Source organism: Thalassospira sp. HJ (assembly GCF_000948415.1).
GTDB lineage: Bacteria > Pseudomonadota > Alphaproteobacteria > Rhodospirillales > Thalassospiraceae > Thalassospira.
The window spans coordinates 232154-252514 of sequence record NZ_JYII01000012.1 but is presented as its reverse complement, the minus strand read 5'-3'; the positions used below and the strand labels follow the sequence as shown (position 1 = coordinate 252514).

Genomic DNA, 20361 nt, shown 5'->3' with positions numbered 1-20361 from the left:
CACGCCCACCATTCCGCACGGTGAAGAACCGATGTTTTCCGTTGAACCCTATGCGCCGCTTGATACCGCGAAACAGATTGCGCCCGATGTCTGGATCTTTGATGGTCCGGTGATCGGGTTTCAGTATTGCGGTGTAAAACTGCCCTTTCCCACCCGCATGACCGTGATCCGGTTGGCCAATGGCAAGTTGTTTATCCATTCGCCCATCCGCCTGACAGATGCGCTTAAGACAGAGGTCGATGCGCTGGGGGAGGTTGCCTATCTGATTGCGCCCAACACCATCCATTATGCCGGGGTGTCGGACTGGCAAAAGGCCTATCCCAACGCCACAGCCTATTGCGCGCCCGGTGTCATCAAACGCGCCAAGTCGGTTGGCATATCGATTTCGTTTGATGCGGAGCTTGCCGACACGCCGGAAGCCGAATGGGCCGGGGAAATCGAACAGGTTCTGGTGCGCGGCAGTTATCTGAATGAGGCGGTCTTTTTTCATAAAACCTCAAAGACGCTGATCCTGACCGACCTGATCGAGAATTTTGAAGTCGCCAAGATCCACAACCCGATCTGGCGGTTTATGGTCAAACTGTTTGGCACCATGGACCCGCATGGCAGCACGCCGCGCGACATGCGCCTGACCTTTGCCGGGCACCGGGACGCCATGCGCAAGGCGGTTGAAACCATGATCGGCTGGAACCCGGATTACGTCGTGCTGGCGCATGGACGGTGTTACGATACGAACTGTGTTGCCGAGCTTAAACGCGCCTTTTCATGGGTTCTGAAATAGCCAAACAAAAAGGGCGCCCCGATGAACAGGACGCCCTTCTGTGTGTTCAAGGTCGGCGATTATTCAGCCGGACCGCCCCACGGGGTCATGGCGTTGATCTTGTCCTGACGGCGTTCGTCGCCGGACTTGCCCCAATCGCCACCGAAGGCTGCTGACTCCCAAGAACCGTAGCTCGGGTTCGGGAGCATGAACCAGCGTTCGCCCCAGTAGTTGCCGTATTTTTCCATGACTTCGAGACGCTCGGAAATCGAGCCATCGATTTCGTCGGTGAAGTCACCGAAGTTGTCACCAAACTGCATGATCACACGGTAGTCTTCGGTCACAGCGGCACGGCGCGGGGTTTTGTTCGAGCCCCACTCTTCGACTTCACCACGCAGCATGACGTGTTTTTCATCCGCATAAGGGAAGCCGAATTTTTTGAGGTTTTCGATGGTCGGCTCTTCTTCCGGTGCCTTGCGGTTCGAGACATAGAAGACTTCGACACCACGTGCTGCCGCCGCCTTGGTGAATTCCAATGCGCCCGGGGTCGGGGTGGAAATCATGTCATGGACGAATGCTGCCCAGGTTTTGGAGCTGTAATGGGTTTTCTCGGCGACAACCCAGGCCTGATAGGCGGAGTTATCAAGAACGGTTTCATCGACATCAAGGATAACCGCCGGCGGCTTGGCAGAATAGTTGCCATCCTGCTCAAGGGCAGCGGTCCAGTCATGATCGCCAATGGCCGCATCGAGCAAACGGGTGGCACCGGCATAAACCGACATGGCGGTCGTTTTGTATTCGACCGAGGTTTGCAGCCACAGCGTGCCGTTCAGGCCATCATTCTGTTCCGGCTCTGCCTGTGCGCCAAAGGCGACAAGGGCGCTGGTCGCGACAATGGCCGCCACGCCAAATGATTTTGCGATAAAAGTCATATGTAGTCTCCCTGTTGATTTCCCGGTTGCACGGATACTGACCATGCAGACAGGATTGCATAACCATGCCACCGCACTGCGATAAAGAAAAAGCCTTTTTCAACATTCCTGCTGAAAAAGGCTTCTGCAATCGATTTAATAAAGCCGCCAACGCCTTGGCAAAACTCTTGTTTTAGGCGGTTGGGCGCTTCTCGAACGTGGCAAAACCGTCGTCGAGGGCGGGTTCTTCGTGAATGCGATCAACGCGCGCATGGGTCGGACCTTCGTGGCAGGCGGTGATCATTGACTGCACGACCTTGACCGGGCCGCAAAACACCGCCTCGACCGAGCCATCATTGCGATTGCGCACCCAGCCGGTGAGATCACGTTTGCGGGCCTCTTCCACCGTCCAGGCGCGATACCACACACCTTGAACCCGGCCTTCGATACGGGCGTGGACGGCGATATTACCGGCCCCCGTTGACGGGTCGGGGCTTGTATCTGTCATGATCGGGCCTCCTCCCTTGTCGCTGGTGTATCTGGGCGGTTATTTCGCGCCGGGGATTTTGGCATGCAGATGGGCTGTATCCTGGAACTTCTGTTTCTGTTCCTCGGATGCCGGCGCCTGATAATTATCCTTCCAGGCGTCATAGGTCATGCCATAGACGACTTCACGCGCACCATCGTAATCCATGGAAACACCCTTTTCGCGGGCTGCGGCCAGATACCATTTGGCAAGGCAGTTGCGGCAGAAACCCGCAAGGTTCATCAGATCGATATTCTGGACGTCCTTGCGGTTTTGCAGATGCGTGACCAGTCCGCGAAAGGCAGCGGCTTCGAGTTCCAGTTTGGTTTGCGGATCAAGATCGGCTGCCGGACCGTTGGCCAGGACGGCCTCGGTGGACATTTCAGAACCGGCGCAATCAGACATGTTCCATACTCCCAGCTGTTCTTTGTTGTTCAAGTTTCTCGATAATGCCGGGCACATCGGCAATGGTTTCGGCCGTGATGACCTTTTCATTATCGATCTCGGTCTGATCGACCATTTCATGCACCCAGGTGATTTCATAGGGAATGTGGATCGCAGCCCCGCCGCACGCAAGGACCGGCAGGATATCGGATTTCATTGAATTGCCGATCATGACCGCGTCTTCGGGCTCAACGCCATAGCGGCCAAAGATGTTGCGATAGGTCAGCGGATCCTTTTCCGAGACGATCTCGATGCCGTCAAACAGGTCTTCAAATCCGGAGCGATCAATCTTGAGCTGCTGGGCGATCAGATCGCCCTTGGTGATCAGGACCACCTTGCATTTCGGGTCCTTGGCATAGCGTTTGAGTACGGCTTCGGCCCCGTCAATGATCCGGGTCGGTGCGCGCAGCATCGATTTGCCGATTTCGGCCAGTTTGTGGATGTCCTCGGCGCTGATCGTACGATTGGAGAGTTCAATCGCGGTTTCGATCATTGAAAGGGTAAAGCCCGTCACGCCATAGCCGTATATGGAAAGGTTTTCGAGTTCGGCCTGATACAGGCGATCATCGACTTCGTCGGCTGCCACATAGTGGCTGAGCATTTCGCGCAGTTCGACATGGGCCTGGCGGAAAAGCGGCTCGTTATGCCACAGGGTATCGTCGCCATCAAAAGCAATCAGCTTGTACATTCATACGCCTCGTTTCTTGTTATTGGATGGCCACAAGCACGGTGAAAGCGTTGGCAATCAACGTGGTTCGGAGATTACGGCCTCAATTCACGACCATATGGCAGCGAAAACGCGCCGTAAAGCCCCGTTATCTGTATTTAATATGCGCGAAACCGTTCCGAAAGCCCTTGAAAACACAAGTGTTTGAACAGGTTCAGGAATTGCCTAGACAAACAAGCACGAGCAAAAAGAAAAGCACCGCATAAAGCGGTGCTTTTCGTGTGTCATCAGGTCTTGGGAAGCTGTTGATCAAACGGCTTTCAGATCTGCCAGGAACTTGGAAATCAGGTTTTCCATGTTTTCGGCTTGCTGGCTCATCGTGCCGGCGGCAGCCAGAACCGACGATGCCACGTCACCGGTATCCTTGGCGGCCATGGCCACTTCCTGAATGCCGGAGGTAACTTCCTTACTGCGACCAGCAGATTCAGATACATTGCGCGCAATTTCCTGGGTTGCGGCACCCTGTTCTTCCACAGCAGAGGAAATTGCGGTTGCGATCGAGCTGATGCGGTTGATCGTTTCCGAGATTTCCTGAATGGCAGTGACGGTATTTTCCGTCTCAGACTGAATGCTTGAAATCTGGGAGCTGATTTCCTCGGTCGCCTTGGAGGTCTGGTTGGCGAGGCTTTTTACCTCGTTCGCAACCACAGCGAAACCCTTACCAGCATCACCGGCACGTGCGGCCTCAATCGTTGCGTTCAAGGCCAGAAGATTGGTTTGGGCCGCAATGTCATTAATCAGAGATACCACGTCGCCAATCCGGCTTGCTGCTTCTGCCAGGCCCTTTACCAGTTCCTCACTTGAGGATGCTTGATCCACCGCAGAGCTTGATATCTCGGCGGACTCAGAAACCTGCTGAGCGATTTCAGCAACCGATGCGCTGAGTTCTTCAGTTGCGGATGAAACCGTTTGGATATTTGAAGATGATTTTTCCGCCGCTGAAGACGAGGCTTGCGACTGGATGCTGGTTTTGTCTGCGGTCGAGCTGATATAGTTCGCGCTTTCGCTGACATCATTGGCAGCCTTGGTCACCCCTTTGACCAACTCAATAGCCGACATTTCGAAGTTTGCAGCAATGGCCTCAATCGCTTTGGCACGTTCGGCTTGGGCCGCTTGCTCTTCAAGCTCACGTGCCTGAAGATCGCGCGTTTCCTGTGCTGACTTCTTGAAGTACTGCAGAGAACGCAACAATGAACCGATCTCGTCACGGCGCTCTGCACCGACAATTTCTATATTGAAATTGCCACCGGCAACGTCTTCCATCATCTTGGCAACCTTGCCAATTGGACGCGAAACCTGTGAGAGCACGATGGCAAATGCCACCGCAAGCGATACAATCAGACCAATCGCCGCACATACAATCAGAACAACGGTCGTTGTCTTGTAGCGATCATGTGCTTCTTGGGTCGACGCCGCCAGGTTTACCGTTGCGAGGTCTTGTAGCTTATTGAGGTAGAAAGTGAACTCTTCCTTGATGATAGGTCCGCTGCTGTCAAGATACTCGAACGCACGCGAAATATCACCCTTGCGCCCGGCATCAATCCCTTTGAGGATAGCCAGTTCATAGTTTTCAAGACCTTTCTTCGCCTCAATCACCCAGACTTTTTCTTCGTCGCTTAAATCAAACTGCAACAGTGCATCAAGACCAGCCTCGGCTTTACCAACAGCCGAGATAAATGCCTTGGTTCTTTTCTCGATCTGTTCGGGTGATTTTTCTGCAACGATATCAAGCAAAACGTTCCTTGCCGTCATGGCAGAAGCCACGCGGCCTCTGTTTACGTCCAATGCCCCAAGAGACAATGGTGCATCCTGTTCGGTAATTCGGGTTGTTGTCGCCTTTAACGAGCTCAACGAATAGATAGATATACTCGTCACAATTGCGATCGCGATCCCAAGCAGCACCAAAGGTATTGTCAGCTTGAGATGGATTTTCATGTCATTCATACGCATGGCCATCAATATTCCCCACATGTACAGAGTGCGTGCAATTCCCGGCATACGATAACATTTAAGTCCATTTACAGGCTTCCTCCCCGAATGCCGAACTGCAGCAATATGACCAATCGGTCGTCCTATTTAACATCCTCACCCCGGGGAAGGGTTTACATCATCAGACGAATCATTCAATTAAGAACACATAAATAACAAAATCACCGAGAATATTACTTATGTATAGTAGTTTTACCATGCTGACTTTAAACCTATTGCTAGAATTTTCGACACAGCGCAGCAATTTTTGCACTTATCTGACTTAGAATCGATCTGCAACGCGCAGCCCCTTGTTTTTAAGATCCAAAAAAAGGATGACGCTTTTGCGACATCCTCTTAGTAGTAGCTGATAAGACAAGCACGCTCTGCTGCGGCTTATTCGTCTTTTTCGAACTCGATGATAATCGCATCGACCGAGAGGTTGGCGCCCTGCTCGGCGTGGATCTTTTTGACCACGCCCTTGCTTTCGCATTTAAGGACGTTTTCCATCTTCATGGCTTCAAGGATGCAGAGCTCCTCGCCCGGCTGGACGGTCTGGCCTTCTTCGACCGAGACCTTGACGAGCAAGCCCGGCATCGGGGACAGCAGGAAGTTCGACATGTCTGGCGGGGCCTTGAACGGCATCAGTTTCTGCAGCTCTGCCACGCGTGGCAGCATGACCTTGAAGCTGCGCTGAACGCCGTTGGCGGCGAGCTTGTAACCCACCCCTTCGATATCGATCTGCACACAGACCGGGGCACCGTCGATTTCACCGACAAACATCGGATCACCGATTTTCCAGTCCGACACCACACCATAGCTGCGATCACCAATGGCGACGATGTAATCACCGTTAACACCATCGAACTCGATATCAAATGGTGTGTGCTCATCACCACAAACCGCCACCCAGCTTTCGGCAACGTCCAGCGGATGATCGCTGACCTGGCCGGTGATGCCGGCATTGCGCTCGGCAACACGCTGATTGATGTAGGCTGCCACCACGATCAGGGTCGCGGGATCATCATTGGGCAGATCATCGGCCGAGAAGCCATCGGGATATTCTTCGGCGATGAAGTTGGTGGTGATGTTGCCATCTTGGAAGCGTTTGTTGGCCATGACAGCGGCCAGGAACGGGATGTTGTGCGAGATGCCGCGAATGAAATAGCCATCAAGCGCCTGGCGCATTTCGCCAATCGCCTGATCACGGTTTTCACCATAGGTGATCAGCTTGGCGACCATCGGGTCATAGAACATCGAGATCTCGCCGCCTTCATAGACGCCGGTATCAACACGCACGGTATCTGATTCGGCAGGCGGCTGATAACGCACCAAGCGCCCGGTGGAGGGCAGGAATTCGCGGAAGGGATCCTCGGCATAGACGCGGGTTTCCATGGCCCAGCCGGTCAGTTTGACGTCATCCTGTTTGAGGGTCAGTTTTTCACCATCGGCGATCTTGATCATCCATTCGACAAGGTCCTGACCGGTGACAAGTTCGGTCACCGGGTGTTCGACCTGAAGACGGGTGTTCATTTCAAGGAAGTAGAAGTTCTTGTCCTTATCGACAATGAATTCCACGGTGCCGGCCGAGCAATAATCCACCGCCTTGGCCAGTGCCACGGCCTGTTCGCCCATGGCTTTACGGGTTGCCGGATCGATAAAGGGTGACGGGGCTTCTTCGACGACCTTCTGATGGCGGCGCTGAATGGAGCATTCACGTTCGCCGAGATAGATCGCATTGCCGTGTTTATCGGCCAGCACCTGAATTTCAATGTGGCGCGGTTCTTCGACAAATTTTTCGACAAAGACGCGGTCATCACCAAAGGAACTTGCGGCCTCGGACGTTGCGCGTTCGAAGCCTTCGCGGCACTCGGCATCGTTGCGGGCAATACGCATGCCCTTGCCGCCACCGCCAGCAGAAGCTTTCAGCATCACCGGATAGCCGATGTCGTTGGCGATCTTGATCGCTTCGTCGGTGTCCTTGATGACGCCCATATAGCCAGGCACGGTCGAAACGCCGGCATCCGCCGCGATCTTTTTCGAGGTGATCTTGTCGCCCATGGCAGCAATCGCACCATTCGGCGGGCCGATAAAGGCAATACCAGCGGCATCAAGCGCCTTGGCGAAGGCCTGATTTTCCGACAGGAAGCCGTAGCCGGGATGAACGGCCTCGGCCCCGGTGGATTTGCAGGCCTCGATGATGTTTTCAATGATCAGATAGGACTGATTACTTGGCGCCGGACCGATCCGGACGGCTTCATCGGCCATCTGAACGTGGAGGGCTGCCTTGTCGGCATCGGAATAAACCGCAACGGTTTTGATGCCCATTTTCTTGGCTGATTTGATCACACGGCAGGCGATTTCACCGCGGTTGGCAATCAGGATTTTGCTAAACATTTTTCTGTCTCCCAATTTGTCTTACAGCGGAATGTTGCCGTGTTTCTTTTCAGGGTTCTTGATGTCCTTGTTGCGCAGCATGCCAAGCGCCTTGCAGAGGCGGCGGCGCGTGCCATGCGGCATGATGACATCGTCAATGAACCCCTTGCGGCCCGCGACAAACGGGTTGGCGAATTTTTCGCGGTATTCTTCGGTGCGGGCTTCGATCTTTTCGGGATTATCCATATCCGCCCGGAAGATGATTTCCACCGCCCCTTTGGGCCCCATCACCGCGATTTCGGCGGTCGGCCAGGCATAGTTGACGTCACCGCGCAGATGCTTGGACGCCATCACGTCATACGCCCCGCCATAGGCCTTACGGGTAATGACGGTGACCTTGGGCACGGTGGCCTCGGCATAGGCATACAGCAGTTTCGCACCATGTTTGATGATGCCGCCATATTCCTGGGCTGTGCCCGGCATGAAGCCCGGAACATCAACAAAGGTGACAATCGGAATGTTGTAGGCATCGCAGAAACGCACGAAGCGCGCGGCCTTTTTGGAGCTGTCGATATCAAGGCAGCCGGCAAGTACCATCGGCTGGTTGGCGACAACACCGACGGTGCGGCCATCCATGCGTGCCATGCCGACAATGATGTTCTTGGCGTAGTCGGACTGAATTTCAAAGAAGTCGCCTTCATCGACAACCTTGGTGATCAGTTCCTTCATGTCATAGGGCATGTTGGGGTTTTCTGGCACCAGGGTATCAAGCGAGAAGTCATCACGCTTGATCGGATCTTCGCACAGACGTGCAGGCGGCTCTTCCTTGTTGCACAGCGGCAGGAAGTCCATGAAGCGCCGGGTCTGCAGCAGCAGATCAACATCATTGTCAAAGGCAAGATCAGCAACACCCGACACACTGGTGTGGGTCGATGCACCGCCCAGCTGTTCGTGGGTGACTTCTTCGTGGGTCACGGTTTTGACCACGTCCGGGCCCGTGACGAACATGTAGGAGCTGTCTTTGACCATGAAGATGAAGTCGGTCATGGCCGGGCTATAGACCGCACCACCGGCACAGGGGCCCATGATGAGCGAAATCTGCGGGATGACGCCGGATGCCTCGACATTGCGCTGAAACACATCGGCATAGCCGGCAAGACTTTCGACACCTTCCTGAATACGGGCCCCGCCCGAGTCATTGAGGCCAATCACCGGTGCGCCGACCTTCATCGCCTGATCCATGATCTTGGCGATCTTGCGCGCGTGCGCACCCGATAGTGCGCCACCGAACACGGTGAAATCCTGTGAGAAGACAAAGACCAGACGGCCGTTGATCGTGCCGTGGCCGGTGACGACACCGTCGCCGGGAATGCGGTTTTCGGTCATGCCGAAATCCACACAATCATGTTCGACAAACATGTCCCATTCTTCGAAGGAGCCTTCATCGAGCAGTACATCAAGGCGTTCACGCGCGGTGAGCTTGCCTTTCTTGTGCTGATTATCAATGCGGCGCTGGCCACCGCCCATGGCAGCTTCGGCGCGCTTCGCTTCGAGTTTGGCGACAATATCCTGCATGTTGCGTCTTCCTTGCTGTGATCGGCCATTGGGCACATTTCGGGCCAATGTGCGCGTCTCGAGAATGAAATAGCATTATTCGGTACTGGAATGCCAATTATTTTTGCTGTTCTGACAGAGGTCGAGGATAGCGCCTAAACACCTGATTTCCCTAACGTCATCGCGATATATGTGAATGGGCTGGACTAAAGTCTAGAGTTGCAGGTCGCACCATCCCCGCACGGGATCATTTCGCCACCTCAGACGTTGAGATATTGGTGCATACTGGGATGCCCCGTGATCCGGGGCCGCCAGATCGCGTATACCTCATACCTGTCGTCACCCCTAAACGTTTGAGCCCATGTTGAAATTCAGCCCCCGCAATCCGGAAAAAACCGGCGATGATCGCCCTGCCAGCTCCCTTTGGGGTTATGTCTGGCGGATGAGTGGTTGGCATCAGGTGGTGGTGTGCAGCATGGCCGTGATTGTTGCCGCCCTTGGCATTGCCCCGATCGAGCTGCAGCGCCGGATTGTGGATAACGCGATCACGCCGCAGGATTATGATCTGCTGATCACGTTGGCAGCACTTTATCTCGGCCTGATTATCGTGCATGGCGGCATCAAGTTTGTGCTGCGGATTTACGAAGGGTGGCTGAGCGAAAGTGCGATCCAGTATAACCGCAAGCATCTGACGCGATTGCGCGCGCATAATCAGGCGGGCAGCGACGATGAAAGCAACGGGCGCGCGGTTTCGATCATCGGGTCCGAGATCGAAAAACTTGGCGGGTTTGTCGGCGATGGCCTGTCCCAGCCGGTGGTCAATAGCGGCATGCTGATCTTTGGCCTTGGTTACATGATCAGTGTCGAGCCGATGATTGGCCTGATCGGGGTGATTGCGCTTATCCCGCAGGTGGCGCTTGTCCCGGTGATCCAGAAACGCATCAATGCGCTGATCGAAGCCCGGGTTGAGAAAATGCGCGCGGTCAGTGATGAGCTGGCCGATCTTTCACCTGATGAGTCTGACGACGAACAGCTCAGCCCGATCAATCGCGGGATTACCGGGCTGTTTGACAACCGCATGCAGCTATTCGTTCTGAAATTCGGCATGAAGGCATTGATCAATCTGCTTAATGCCTTCGCACCGCTTTGCGTGCTGTTTGTCGGTGGTTATCTGGTGATCCAGGGCCAGACATCGGTCGGTATCATTGTGGCCTTTATTTCCGGCTTTGACCGGATGTCTTCGCCGATGCGCGAACTGTTGTCCTATTACCGGGTCGCGGCACAGGCAGCGGTGCAGCACAAGATGATTGCAAAGTGGATGCAATAAGCTAAGCGGTGGGCCTGCGAGCCCGCCCTACTCCGCGACCGACTTGGTTGGTGAATGCAGGGTGTTGCGCCCGCAGAGCTCCTGATCAATGGAACTACATTCATTGCAATCGCCTTCGACATAGAAGCAATAGCGGTTGCGCCCGCAATTCTTGGCGCGATACAGCGCCTTGTCCGCATCGCGATAGATCGAGTCAGGATCGCCGGACTGATCAGCGCAGTTCGAGATACCGATACTGATGCCGACATGCATTTCGTTGCCATCAATGATCCGCGGACGAGAGACTTCTTCGACAATCCGCTGGGCAGGAATGGCAGCGTCGCGGACATCTTCCATCAGCGGCAGAACCACGGCGAATTCATCGCCGCCAAGGCGGGCAACAACATCGGCCTCGCGGCAATTGCGCTTGATGATCTCGGCCACGTCAACCAGCAACTTGTCGCCGACCGGATGTCCAAAGGTATCGTTGACCGCCTTGAAGCGATCCAGATCCAGCAGCAAGAGCACGATGTTCTTTTCGAAGCGCTTGTTGATATGAATGATCTGCGAAAGCATTGATGTGAACTGATGGCGGTTGGAAAGACCGGTCAGATGATCGGTCTGGGCGAGCCTGCGAATTTCCGCCTCGACCGTTTTGGACGGGGTAATATCGGCATGCGTGCCCGACATGCGAAGCGGATTGCCGTCTTCGTCCCATTCCACGACCTTGCCACGATCAAGCACCCAGACCCAGCTGCCATCCTTGTGGCGCATGCGGCATTCGCACTCGTAGTGATCAGTTTCGCCATTGAAGGTGCTTTGCAAGAGTGCACCGGATTTCTCGAAATCCTCAGGATGGCAATAGGCAATCCAGGTTTCGATACTGACGGGCTCAAGCTCTTCGAGGGTGTGGCCGATGATTTCCGCCCAGCGTTCGTTAAAGCGGGTTTCCCCTGTCTGGATATTCCATTCCCAGGTTCCGGCATTGGTGCCCCAGATGATCTCATTCAGACGCTGGCGTTCTTCGTCGAGCTGGCTATTGGCATCCTTGAGCTTCGTTTCGTAATGCTCGCGTTCGGTGATATCGACATTGGTGGTGTGGATATATTTGCGTTCATGCAGCTCGATCACGCCAGCATGCACCTGCATTTTGCGCTCTTCACCATTCCCCAAGCGGTGGCGGACATGGAATGAAAAGGAGCCATTTTCCAAGACTTCGGCAACATGCTTGCGCAGAGATGGCGCGCCATCGACATCAAGATCAGGAATCGTGCGCCCGACAAGCCCACCATCGCCAAAGTCATAAAGCTCTTCTGCCGCGTAGCTGGCATCAACAATGCGGCCATCTTCCGGGTCGACCAGAATGTTGATCGCCGTGGTGTTGCTAAACATCTGACGATAGAGCAATTCGCGCTCACGGAACGCTACTTCGGCTTGTTTGACATCATTGATATCAGCAAAGGACACAATGACGCCGTCAAGCATTCCACTGTCCGCGGAATGCAGGGGTTCGGCATTCACCCGGATCCAGCGAAAATCGCCATTCGGACGGGTGACGCCCAGAACGACGCCATATTCGCGTTTACCGGTTTCGCGCACCGTCTTGCCCGGCAGCTCGTCGAGCGACAGGGGAACGCCATCTTCACTCACAAAGCCCCAGGCGTCATCCGTTGGCGTCCTGCCACTCAGCTCATCCGCGGTCAGACCAAGAATCTCAAGCGCGGTATCATTGAATTCGACAACCGCACCGGTGGCGTCGTGAACCACGACACCCTCAGCCAGAGAATCCAGCAGTCGCTTGTGCAGATTATCGCTCGCCGCAAGCACATCACTAATGCCATTGCCAAATGCCAGTGTTTGCGCGCCGTCGCGTGCCGTCATACAGCCAGACGTGACGACATCCCCGGACGGCGTTACCCGGACGACCGAGCAATCTTCAACCAGCACCCAGTGACCATCCTTGTGACGCAGGCGCAGTACATTCCGTCGTTTTGTGCCTTCCGGGGTGGCATCCACATCGGCGAAATCAAGCTTTTCGGCGTCTTCGGGATGAAGGAGCGGTATCCAGCCCTGTGCCGGGTCAAACTCACCTGCGGACGAATCATAGCCCAACAGGCCAAGTATGCCCCACCCGACAAAGTTACGCGACGGCGATTTGCTGGAAAACTCATACAGAATCGATACGGGCACCGCCTGCGGTGCTTCGTTCATTCCTGCCTGCTTGTTTGAGTTTACCGCCAAATTCATCCTGTCGCCGTAACGGCGTCTCCTTTGCGAAACGGATCAACAGCGCCAACTGATTTCCCGCCCCGGTTGCTTGCCCGAAATGTGATATGCACATTCCGGTTTTTCAAAAGTTCGGCGCAGAGTCAGAGCGTGACTGACCAATTCCTGATTCCAATACCAAAGTATAGCTCTGTATTTATACCTATTGCAAGTTGATGAAAAGCAGATTTTGCAGACTCCAAAGCCACATAACCAACCGCCCCAGCCGCATCCTCTCTAAGATATTGAAACAGAATGCAACCGCGACAAACCCTTCGATAGTCGAACTTGCAGCCATGCCAAAAACGCATGCAAAACGGCCATAAAAAAAGGAGCAGTTACCTGCTCCTTCGTAGGGGATCGTAATTTTGGCTGCGAAAAGAGAATCAGCCGAGCAGCTCGAGATAGCGACCAGCGGCAAGAAGTTCCGCCCGGTGGCGATCACGACGGGCGATGGCCTCGGCATCCTCGCCCCATTTTTCCATGGCGTATTCTTCGTCAAGCTGGGCAGCCTCGAACGCCGCCTTGGCATCGATCTGTTTTTTCATGACGGCCAGACCAATGATCACGGAGCCCGAAACTGTGGTCAGGCTATGCAGGGCGGTCAGGTAATAGTCATCGAAAGCTTCGACATGGTCCTGCAACCGGATCAGTGCATGATCATCCTGAGTGATCGGCATCACACCTTCGGTGACACTCAGCGCCACGCCGAGATCATTTTTTGACCAGTCCAATAGCGGCTGCCATGCCTTGGCCTGGCGTTCGATCAGATCTTCGGGGAAAGACGCGCGATAGCACAACAGGTCAGACCGGCCATAGCCCGTCAGTTCGGCAATCACCGCATCGCGGTTCGGGCGCACCCGGTCGATTGCAGTCGCGGCAAGCTGCATGATCGGCATGGTCGATGGCTGGACCTTTTCGCCCTGCGCGTCCCATTCTGCCGCGATTTCACGGGCCAGCACCTCGGAAGGCAGCAGGAAATCGGCCTTGGCCGGGGTTTTCACAGCACGGCCATCCAGAAGCACGCGCCAGCCTGCCCCGCTGTCATCGAAAGCGGCATCGGCCTTTTTATAGAAACGGTTGATTGATTGTGTAAGCATGACCGCCATATGCCCAAAAGCAGCGATTTGCGCAAGGGCTTTGCCACATAATTTGACAGATAAAGCGTGTCAAATGAGCGATTATCAAGAATTTCTGTATAATTTTTGATCAAATTGCCCCATTGACCAAATAATAAACAACTCTACTCTGCTGCGTGAAGGTTACAAAACCGCGACAAAGCGGGCGCATTAGAGAGATGGCATGACCATTGCTATATGCGCATTGGATTTTATCAGGTGGCTGGATTGTTACATCAATCCGCAATCAGGAGGCTTCTTTAGACATGACCACGCTTACGAACCGACTTTTGGGGGCTGCTATTGGTGCAGCAGTTGCTCTGGGCGCGCATGCCGCACTGGCAGACATGGCGATCAAATTCTCGCTCGACTGGAAATTCGAAGGTCCGGCAGCACCGTATCTTCTGGCCAAGAAGAACGGCTATTTCGAAGATGAAGGCCTTGATGTCACGATTGACTCGGGTAACGGTTCCGTTGGTGCGATCACCCGCGTTGCCAGCGGTGCTTATGACGTATCGCTTGCCGACATCAACTCGCTGGTGGAATTCAACGCATCCAACCCGGATCGCGCCATGAAGTCGATCTTCATGGTTTATGACCGCCCGCCGTTTGCACTGTTCATGCTGAAAAGCTCGGGCATTACCAAGCCGGAAGACCTGGTTGGCAAAACCCTTGGCGCACCGGTCTTTGACGCGTCTCGCAAACTGTATCCGGCATTCGCATCGGCCACCGGCCTTGATCTGGATGCTGTGACCTGGGAAAGCATGGACCCGCCGCTGCGTGAGCCGATGCTGGTGCGTGGCGATGTTGACGCGATTTCCGGTCACTACTTCACCTCGATCCTGAACCTGCAGGCACAGGGTGTGGCCAAGGATGACCTGACCGTGTTCATGTACAAGGACTTTGGCATGGACTTCTATGGCAACGGTCTTCTGGCATCGCCGGACATGATGGAAAACCATCCGGAAGAACTTAAAGGCTTCCTGCGCGGTGTGGTCAAAGGCTGGGCTGCTGCCATTGCCGATCCGGCATCGGCAATCGAAGCGCTTAAGGAAGTTGATCCGCTGATCAACCCGGATCTTGAGCTGCAGCGTCTGCAGATGGCGATCGATGAGAACGTCGTCACCCCGGCAACCCTTGAAGAAGGCATGGGCCTTGTCAAAGCCGACCGTATGGCAAAGGCCATCGATCAGGTTGCCCTGGCATTCGGGTTTGAGAACAAGCCGTCTGTTGATGACATCTATACCGATGCTTTCATGCCGGCTGCTGAAGACCGCATGCTGAAGTAATCACCATCCAAGACGGGGCAGTCAGATTTTCTGGCTGCCCCGTTTTTTCATCTGCTATCTATTAAAGAATAAAGAGACAGGGTCGCGACCAAGGGTCAGGACCCAGGCCAAGCAGGGGGAATAACTGCAGTGTCCAAAAGCTTCGTCGAACTCAACGACGTCAAACTTCGCTATAGCGAAGGCGATGAACTGGCGCTTGAAACCACCAACATGAAGATCGACAAGGGTGAGTTTATCGCCGTTGTAGGTCCGTCAGGTTGCGGCAAGTCATCCTTGCTGAAACTGGTTTCCGGCCTGATGCCGCCATCGGAAGGCAATGTCATTGTTGATGGCAAGGAAGTTTCCGGCCCGCTCAAGATTGTCGGGATGGCGTTCCAGAACCCGACCCTTCTGCCGTGGCGCACGACCCTTGATAACGTCCTGCTGCCGATGGAAATCGTCAAGCCGCACCGCCACCGCCTGCGCAAGCATCGCGCGGAATACGAAGAACGCGCGCGCAAGCTTCTGGCGACCGTCGGCCTTGAAGGCCATGAAAACAAATACCCCTGGGAGCTTTCGGGCGGCATGCAGCAGCGCGCATCATTGTGCCGGTCGCTGATCCATGAGCCGGATCTTCTGATGCTTGATGAGCCGTTCGGCGCCCTTGATGCGTTTACCCGTGAAGAGCTTTGGGACATCTTGCAGAACCTTTGGATGATCAAGCCGTTCACCGTCATTCTGGTCACCCATGATTTGCGTGAGGCGGCCTATCTTGCCGACACCATCTATGTGATGTCCAAACGCCCGGGTAAAATCCTTGTGGAGCGTGAAAACACCCTGCCCCGTCCGCGGGATCAGGAAACCACCTTTACCCAGCCTTTCACCGATCTTGTCCACGAATTGCGCGGTCACATTCGTGACGTGCGAGAATCTTGAGGGGGCTGGCAGTCATCATGAAAAAGAAATTGAACCTTACCAAAGCAACACCATGGCTTAGCGCCATCGGGCTTTTCGTTCTCTGGGAACTGATTGTGCGGATTTTCAATATTCCGCCCTATGTCCTGCCGACCCCGTCCGAGAGCATCATTGTCGGCTGGCAGTTCCATGAAGCGATCTGGATGCATGCCTATCACACGCTTTATACCACACTTGCGGGCTTTGCCATTGCGGTTGTGTTTGGCGTGGTGCTGGGTGCGCTGGTCGGATCAAGCCGGGCGATCTATGACGCGGCCAACCCGCTTCTGGTCGGGTTTAACTCTGTCCCGAAAGTCGCCCTTGTCCCGGTTCTGGTCATGTGGTTTGGCATCGGCACGGTACCGGCGATCATCACCGCCTTCCTGATTTCGTTCTTCCCGATTGTGGTCAACGTTGCGACCGGCCTTGCGACGCTTGAGCCGGAATTGCGCGATGTTTTGCGATCCCTTGGGGCGACGCGGCGTGACATCCTGATCAAGGTCGGATTCCCGCGTGCGATGCCGTATTTCTTTGCATCGCTTAAGGTCGCGATCACGCTGGCCTTTGTCGGGTCGGTGATTTCCGAAACCGTGGCGTCGAACGTGGGTGTCGGCTATCTGATGCTCTCAGCCTCATCGAAATTCAACATGCCGCTGGTCTTTGCCGGTCTTCTGGTGATCGCGGTGATGGGGATTGCGATGTATGAGATCTTTAACGTGATTGAACGCCGGTCTACCCGCTGGGCCAACCGCGGCAACCAGACCAACTGATCCGCGGCCCGCACCCAATCATCAGACAAATAAAAAGGCCGGGGAAAACCCCGGCCTTTTTTCGTCACACTATTTGTTCGTGGCGATGATCAGCTGAGATGTTCGTTAAAGAAGGCCATGGTGCGATCCCAGGACAGCATGGCGTCTTCGCTGTCATAGCGGCCACCGGTCGGGTTGGCAAAGGCGTGGTCGGCCTCATACCAGAAAAACTCGTAATCGGTTTTGCCTGCAACGCGGAGCGATTGTTCGAACCCGTCGACCATTTCCTTGTTGATGCTTTTATCAAGGGTACCGAAATGGCCCATGATCGGCGCATTGAGCGTTGCGACCTGTTCCGGCGTCTTTTTGACATTGCCGTAATAGATTACAGCTGCATCGACATCGGTTGCGAGTGCTGTATTGAGCGACCAGCCACCGCCAAAGCACCAGCCGACCGAGCCGACCTTGCCGGTTGAATCCTTGTGATTTCGAAGGAACTCGACCGAGGACTGCAGTTTGCGGGTTGCCACTACCGGATCCATCGACGACATCAGCGCACGCGCCCCGTCCGGGGTGGTTGCCGGCGGTTCGCCGTAAAGATCAACAGCCAAGGCGATATAGCCCTGCTTGGCATATTCAGCCGCAACCGCACGGATATGGTCATTAAGGCCCCACCATTCATGGATCAGAATGACAGTCGGTGCCGGAAGCGTGTGCGGCATGGCAATTTCAGCAACCATTTCATCGCCTTCGGGCGTGGTGATGGTTACTTTATCAAGCCCGTGACCGGCAGCATGGGCCAGCATCGGGTCGGCAAGAATAACGGCCAAAGGCAGGGCAGCAGCGCCCTTTAGAAACAGTCTGCGTTGTTCGTCGGTCGCCTTGGGCGGCGGGCCGAGATGTTCGTGGGAGCCACATCCATCTAGCGTACACATGTTCAAGCCTCCTCTTTATTCCTGAATTCGGGTTTGTCCCGTATCAACATCATTTGCGAGCGAAGGTGGTGTTGGCAAATGACATTACCGTCATCTGGACTGCCATCTTACACCGAACGCCCGCGCCTGCACTTTGTTCAGGTCTCTTTACGGTGCCTGTTGTGACAAGGATCATAGCATTGTTCTGTCACGCAACTGCTGCTTGCGCGCAGGGCGACCACCTGATTTAAGGGAGCCCCACGGGATAAAGCCCGATACCCCGCCACCAAGGAAAACGGAGACAACATGCGCGATATCGAAACGGTTCTGTTTGATCTTGGGGGTGTGCTTGTTGATTGGAACCCGCGTTATCTGTATCGCAAGATCTTCAAGGATCATGCCGAGATGGAGCGGTTTCTGACTGAAGTCTGCCATCCGCATTGGAACCATCTGCATGATCAGGGGATGCTGAGCTTTGCCAATTCCATCCCCGACCTTCAGCATCGCTATCCGCATTATAATGACCAGATTGCCGCATGGCAGGAACGCTGGCCGGAAATGCTAGGCGGGGCGATTGAGCGCACGGTTGCGGTTCTTGAAGATCTGAAAAAGCGTGAAAAAGTCCGCCTGTTTGCCCTGACCAACTGGTCGGCGGAAACATGGCCGCATGCGCTGGAGCGCTTTGGCTTTCTTGATCACTTTGAAGGCATTCTGGTATCGGGACAGGAAAAGCTCGCCAAGCCTGATTCCAGGATTTTTGATCTGGCGATTTCGCGGTTTGACCTTAATCCGCGCGAAACCCTGTTTATCGATGATAGCGATCGCAATATTCAGCAGGCGCGCGAACTGGGCTTTATCACCCATTGGTTCCGCGACCCGGTCAAATTGCAGCGTGAACTGATCGAATACCGGCTGTTCTGATTAGCGTTTTTGACGCAGGTAATTGCCAAAGCATTCGCCAAAGGCAAATTCCCAGCCCTTGAGGTAGCCTTCACGCAGGGCCGGTGCGATATCGCCGACATTTTCCCACGCCTTGTGCTCAAGGCGGATCACGCAACGGCCAAAGTCGTTCAGATCAAAGGATACCTCGACCAGGGTGAAGTCACCTGCATTCCAGCCCGGATGCCAGGTAAAGGACAGATGTTCACCCGGCTGCCAGCTTCTGACACGGCCCCAGGGGATATCGTCCTTGCCCTTGGCGCGCTCGATGATTTCGCCGCCGACACCCGGGTTGAATTCGACCGTTTTGCAGTCTTTTTTTGAGATCGAATGGGTCTCGATCGGCCACCAGTCGCCAAAGCCCGATGTGAAGGCCTCAAAGGCGTCTTCGGGATCAACGGCCAGGGTCAGCTCAAAGCGGATCGGGGCGAGATCGGGGTTTTTAAGCGGCGTCACAGTTAATGTCCCAAATTTCATCAAGGGCAGCGGCAAGTTCATCAAAATGGCTGATGACGGCATGCGCACCGGATTTATGCAGCGTATCGACATCATGATAGCCCCAATCAACCCCGATGGCGATCATGCCGGCCGCCCGGCCCATTTCGATATCATAGCTGGTATCGCCAACAATCACCGCATTGGGCGCATCGACCCCGGTTTCCTCAAGGGCTGCAACCAGCATGGCGGGATTGGGTTTTGACGGATGATTATCGCAGGTCTGAAGGGTGACAAACCGTCCTTCCAGCTCATTACGGGCCAGAACCGCATCAAGACCCCGGCGCGCCTTGCCGGTCGCGACACCGCTTAGCCATTGGCGGCTGTCGAGTTCGGCCAGCACCTCGCGCACGCCCGGAAATAGCGGCTCATGGAAATCAGGCGTCTGGCGCAGGGTGACGAAGGCGGTTTTATAAGCAGCAGTGACGGCTTCAATGATGTCATCATCGACCCGTGCCGGACTTGCCAGTTTGGTGATGGCTTCGGGCAGGCTCAGACCAATGATGGTACGCGTGTTTTCCAGCCCCGGGCAGTCCAGCCCGTGCTGCGCGAAGGCATGATCCATGCAATGTGCGATGGCGTGCTGGCTATCAACAAGCGTGCCGTCGCAGTCAAAAATCACAAGTCTCAGCGGATCATTGGTCATGTGGGGTCTTTCATCTTAATTGAAGGTCAGGAGTTACTAATTTGATTAGAATGGCAGCGTTTATCTTTGTGAAATCCTAGAAAAAGCCCGCAGAGCGGGTTGGTATCCCGCGCAAGGGCTTTGACGCCGGAGTTTGCAAAGGTAAACGCTGTCCTCCGGATCGCTCAGATTTGCACGGCCTACTTTGTCGCAAAACCTTGAAAGATGTATATCTTCCTGCGGTTTCGCTTCGCGTATCCGCACAAATCTGAGCGACCATTCAAACCAAATTAGTAACTCCTGACCTTGGAAAAGCGGAGACTAATCGAAAGCAGATCAAAGATCGAGTCTCCCCGGGTTGAAATGGAGGACGATTTTTGTGCTTTGCGGGAAGCGCCCGAAACTACAAGTGAATTTTGTATTACTTTTTATGCATCGGCATGCGCGCTATAATTGAATTCT

At 54.7% G+C, this 20361-nt stretch carries 18 protein-coding genes; 6 read left to right on the top strand and 12 right to left on the bottom strand.

The features are described from left to right. Positions 1-31 precede the first annotated feature (31 nt). On the top strand, positions 32-781 hold the full coding sequence (locus tag UF64_RS10055; protein ID WP_044828453.1) for a DUF4336 domain-containing protein: 750 nt from the start codon (positions 32-34) through the stop codon (positions 779-781). A gap of 59 nt (positions 782-840) precedes the next feature. Here the strand turns inward: UF64_RS10055 and UF64_RS10050 are convergent, their stop codons facing one another. The 7 genes from UF64_RS10050 to UF64_RS10020 all read right to left on the bottom strand — a co-directional run bounded on the left by UF64_RS10050 (position 841) and on the right by UF64_RS10020 (position 9287). After that, positions 841-1692, bottom strand: a complete 852-nt coding sequence (locus tag UF64_RS10050; RefSeq protein ID WP_044828452.1) for a 5'-nucleotidase, lipoprotein e(P4) family — start codon at positions 1690-1692, stop codon at positions 841-843. Between the two features lie 172 nt (positions 1693-1864). Beyond that, positions 1865-2179 (bottom strand): acylphosphatase, encoded by a 315-nt coding sequence (locus tag UF64_RS10045; protein WP_044828451.1) that lies wholly within the window; start codon positions 2177-2179, stop codon positions 1865-1867. 39 nt (positions 2180-2218) lie between these two features. Further along, positions 2219-2578: a DUF1244 domain-containing protein gene (locus tag UF64_RS10040; RefSeq protein ID WP_044828946.1), complete on the bottom strand. Its 360-nt coding sequence runs from the start codon at positions 2576-2578 to the stop codon at positions 2219-2221. Positions 2579-2594: 16 nt separating this feature from the next. Continuing rightward, positions 2595-3329: an HAD family hydrolase gene (locus UF64_RS10035; RefSeq protein WP_044828450.1), complete on the bottom strand. Its 735-nt coding sequence runs from the start codon at positions 3327-3329 to the stop codon at positions 2595-2597. A 288-nt stretch (positions 3330-3617) separates the two neighbouring features. Continuing rightward, on the bottom strand, positions 3618-5303 hold the full coding sequence (locus UF64_RS10030; protein ID WP_235285055.1) for a methyl-accepting chemotaxis protein: 1686 nt from the start codon (positions 5301-5303) through the stop codon (positions 3618-3620). A 429-nt stretch (positions 5304-5732) separates the two neighbouring features. Continuing rightward, the gene (accC, locus tag UF64_RS10025; protein WP_044828449.1) at positions 5733-7733 is read right to left on the bottom strand and encodes an acetyl-CoA carboxylase biotin carboxylase subunit; all 2001 of its coding nucleotides are present in this window, start codon (positions 7731-7733) and stop codon (positions 5733-5735) included. Between the two features lie 21 nt (positions 7734-7754). Continuing rightward, positions 7755-9287, bottom strand: coding sequence for an acyl-CoA carboxylase subunit beta (locus UF64_RS10020; RefSeq protein ID WP_044828448.1), 1533 nt, complete (start codon positions 9285-9287; stop codon positions 7755-7757). Between the two features lie 340 nt (positions 9288-9627). Between UF64_RS10020 and UF64_RS10015 the strand changes: the two genes are divergently transcribed. Beyond that, entirely contained in the window at positions 9628-10593 is a 966-nt protein-coding gene (locus tag UF64_RS10015) for an ABC transporter ATP-binding protein (protein WP_044828447.1), read from the top strand. Between the two features lie 27 nt (positions 10594-10620). Here the strand turns inward: UF64_RS10015 and UF64_RS19685 are convergent, their stop codons facing one another. Together UF64_RS19685 and UF64_RS10005 are read right to left on the bottom strand one after the other, a co-directional pair. Next, positions 10621-12783 (bottom strand): diguanylate cyclase, encoded by a 2163-nt coding sequence (locus tag UF64_RS19685; RefSeq protein WP_052657556.1) that lies wholly within the window; start codon positions 12781-12783, stop codon positions 10621-10623. Positions 12784-13223: 440 nt separating this feature from the next. Continuing rightward, complete coding sequence (locus UF64_RS10005) at positions 13224-13937, bottom strand: ATP12 family chaperone protein (RefSeq protein ID WP_235285023.1); 714 nt, start codon at positions 13935-13937, stop codon at positions 13224-13226. A 284-nt stretch (positions 13938-14221) separates the two neighbouring features. Between UF64_RS10005 and UF64_RS10000 the strand changes: the two genes are divergently transcribed. From UF64_RS10000 to UF64_RS09990, 3 genes are all read left to right on the top strand, one after another. Next, the gene (locus UF64_RS10000) at positions 14222-15244 is read left to right on the top strand and encodes an ABC transporter substrate-binding protein (protein ID WP_044828446.1); all 1023 of its coding nucleotides are present in this window, start codon (positions 14222-14224) and stop codon (positions 15242-15244) included. Between the two features lie 129 nt (positions 15245-15373). Continuing rightward, positions 15374-16159: an ABC transporter ATP-binding protein gene (locus tag UF64_RS09995; RefSeq protein ID WP_044828445.1), complete on the top strand. Its 786-nt coding sequence runs from the start codon at positions 15374-15376 to the stop codon at positions 16157-16159. Positions 16160-16176: 17 nt separating this feature from the next. Continuing rightward, entirely contained in the window at positions 16177-16947 is a 771-nt protein-coding gene (locus tag UF64_RS09990) for an ABC transporter permease (protein WP_044828444.1), read from the top strand. Positions 16948-17036: 89 nt separating this feature from the next. Here the strand turns inward: UF64_RS09990 and UF64_RS09985 are convergent, their stop codons facing one another. Then, a complete protein-coding gene (locus tag UF64_RS09985; RefSeq protein WP_044828443.1) occupies positions 17037-17861 on the bottom strand; it encodes a dienelactone hydrolase family protein in 825 nt (274 codons plus the stop codon). Between the two features lie 285 nt (positions 17862-18146). Here UF64_RS09985 and UF64_RS09980 point away from each other — a divergent pair, with 285 nt between their 5' ends. After that, complete coding sequence (locus UF64_RS09980) at positions 18147-18761, top strand: HAD family hydrolase (protein WP_082049667.1); 615 nt, start codon at positions 18147-18149, stop codon at positions 18759-18761. Here UF64_RS09980 and UF64_RS09975 read toward each other — a convergent pair whose 3' ends face one another. After that, a complete protein-coding gene (locus tag UF64_RS09975) occupies positions 18762-19235 on the bottom strand; it encodes an SRPBCC domain-containing protein (RefSeq protein WP_052657552.1) in 474 nt (157 codons plus the stop codon). Further along, positions 19222-19920 carry an HAD-IA family hydrolase gene (locus UF64_RS09970; protein WP_082049665.1) on the bottom strand — a complete coding sequence of 233 codons (699 nt, stop codon included), beginning with the start codon at positions 19918-19920 and terminating at the stop codon, positions 19222-19224. Before UF64_RS09970 ends, UF64_RS09975 begins: the two co-directional genes overlap by 14 nt. Positions 19921-20361: the final 441 nt, after the last annotated feature.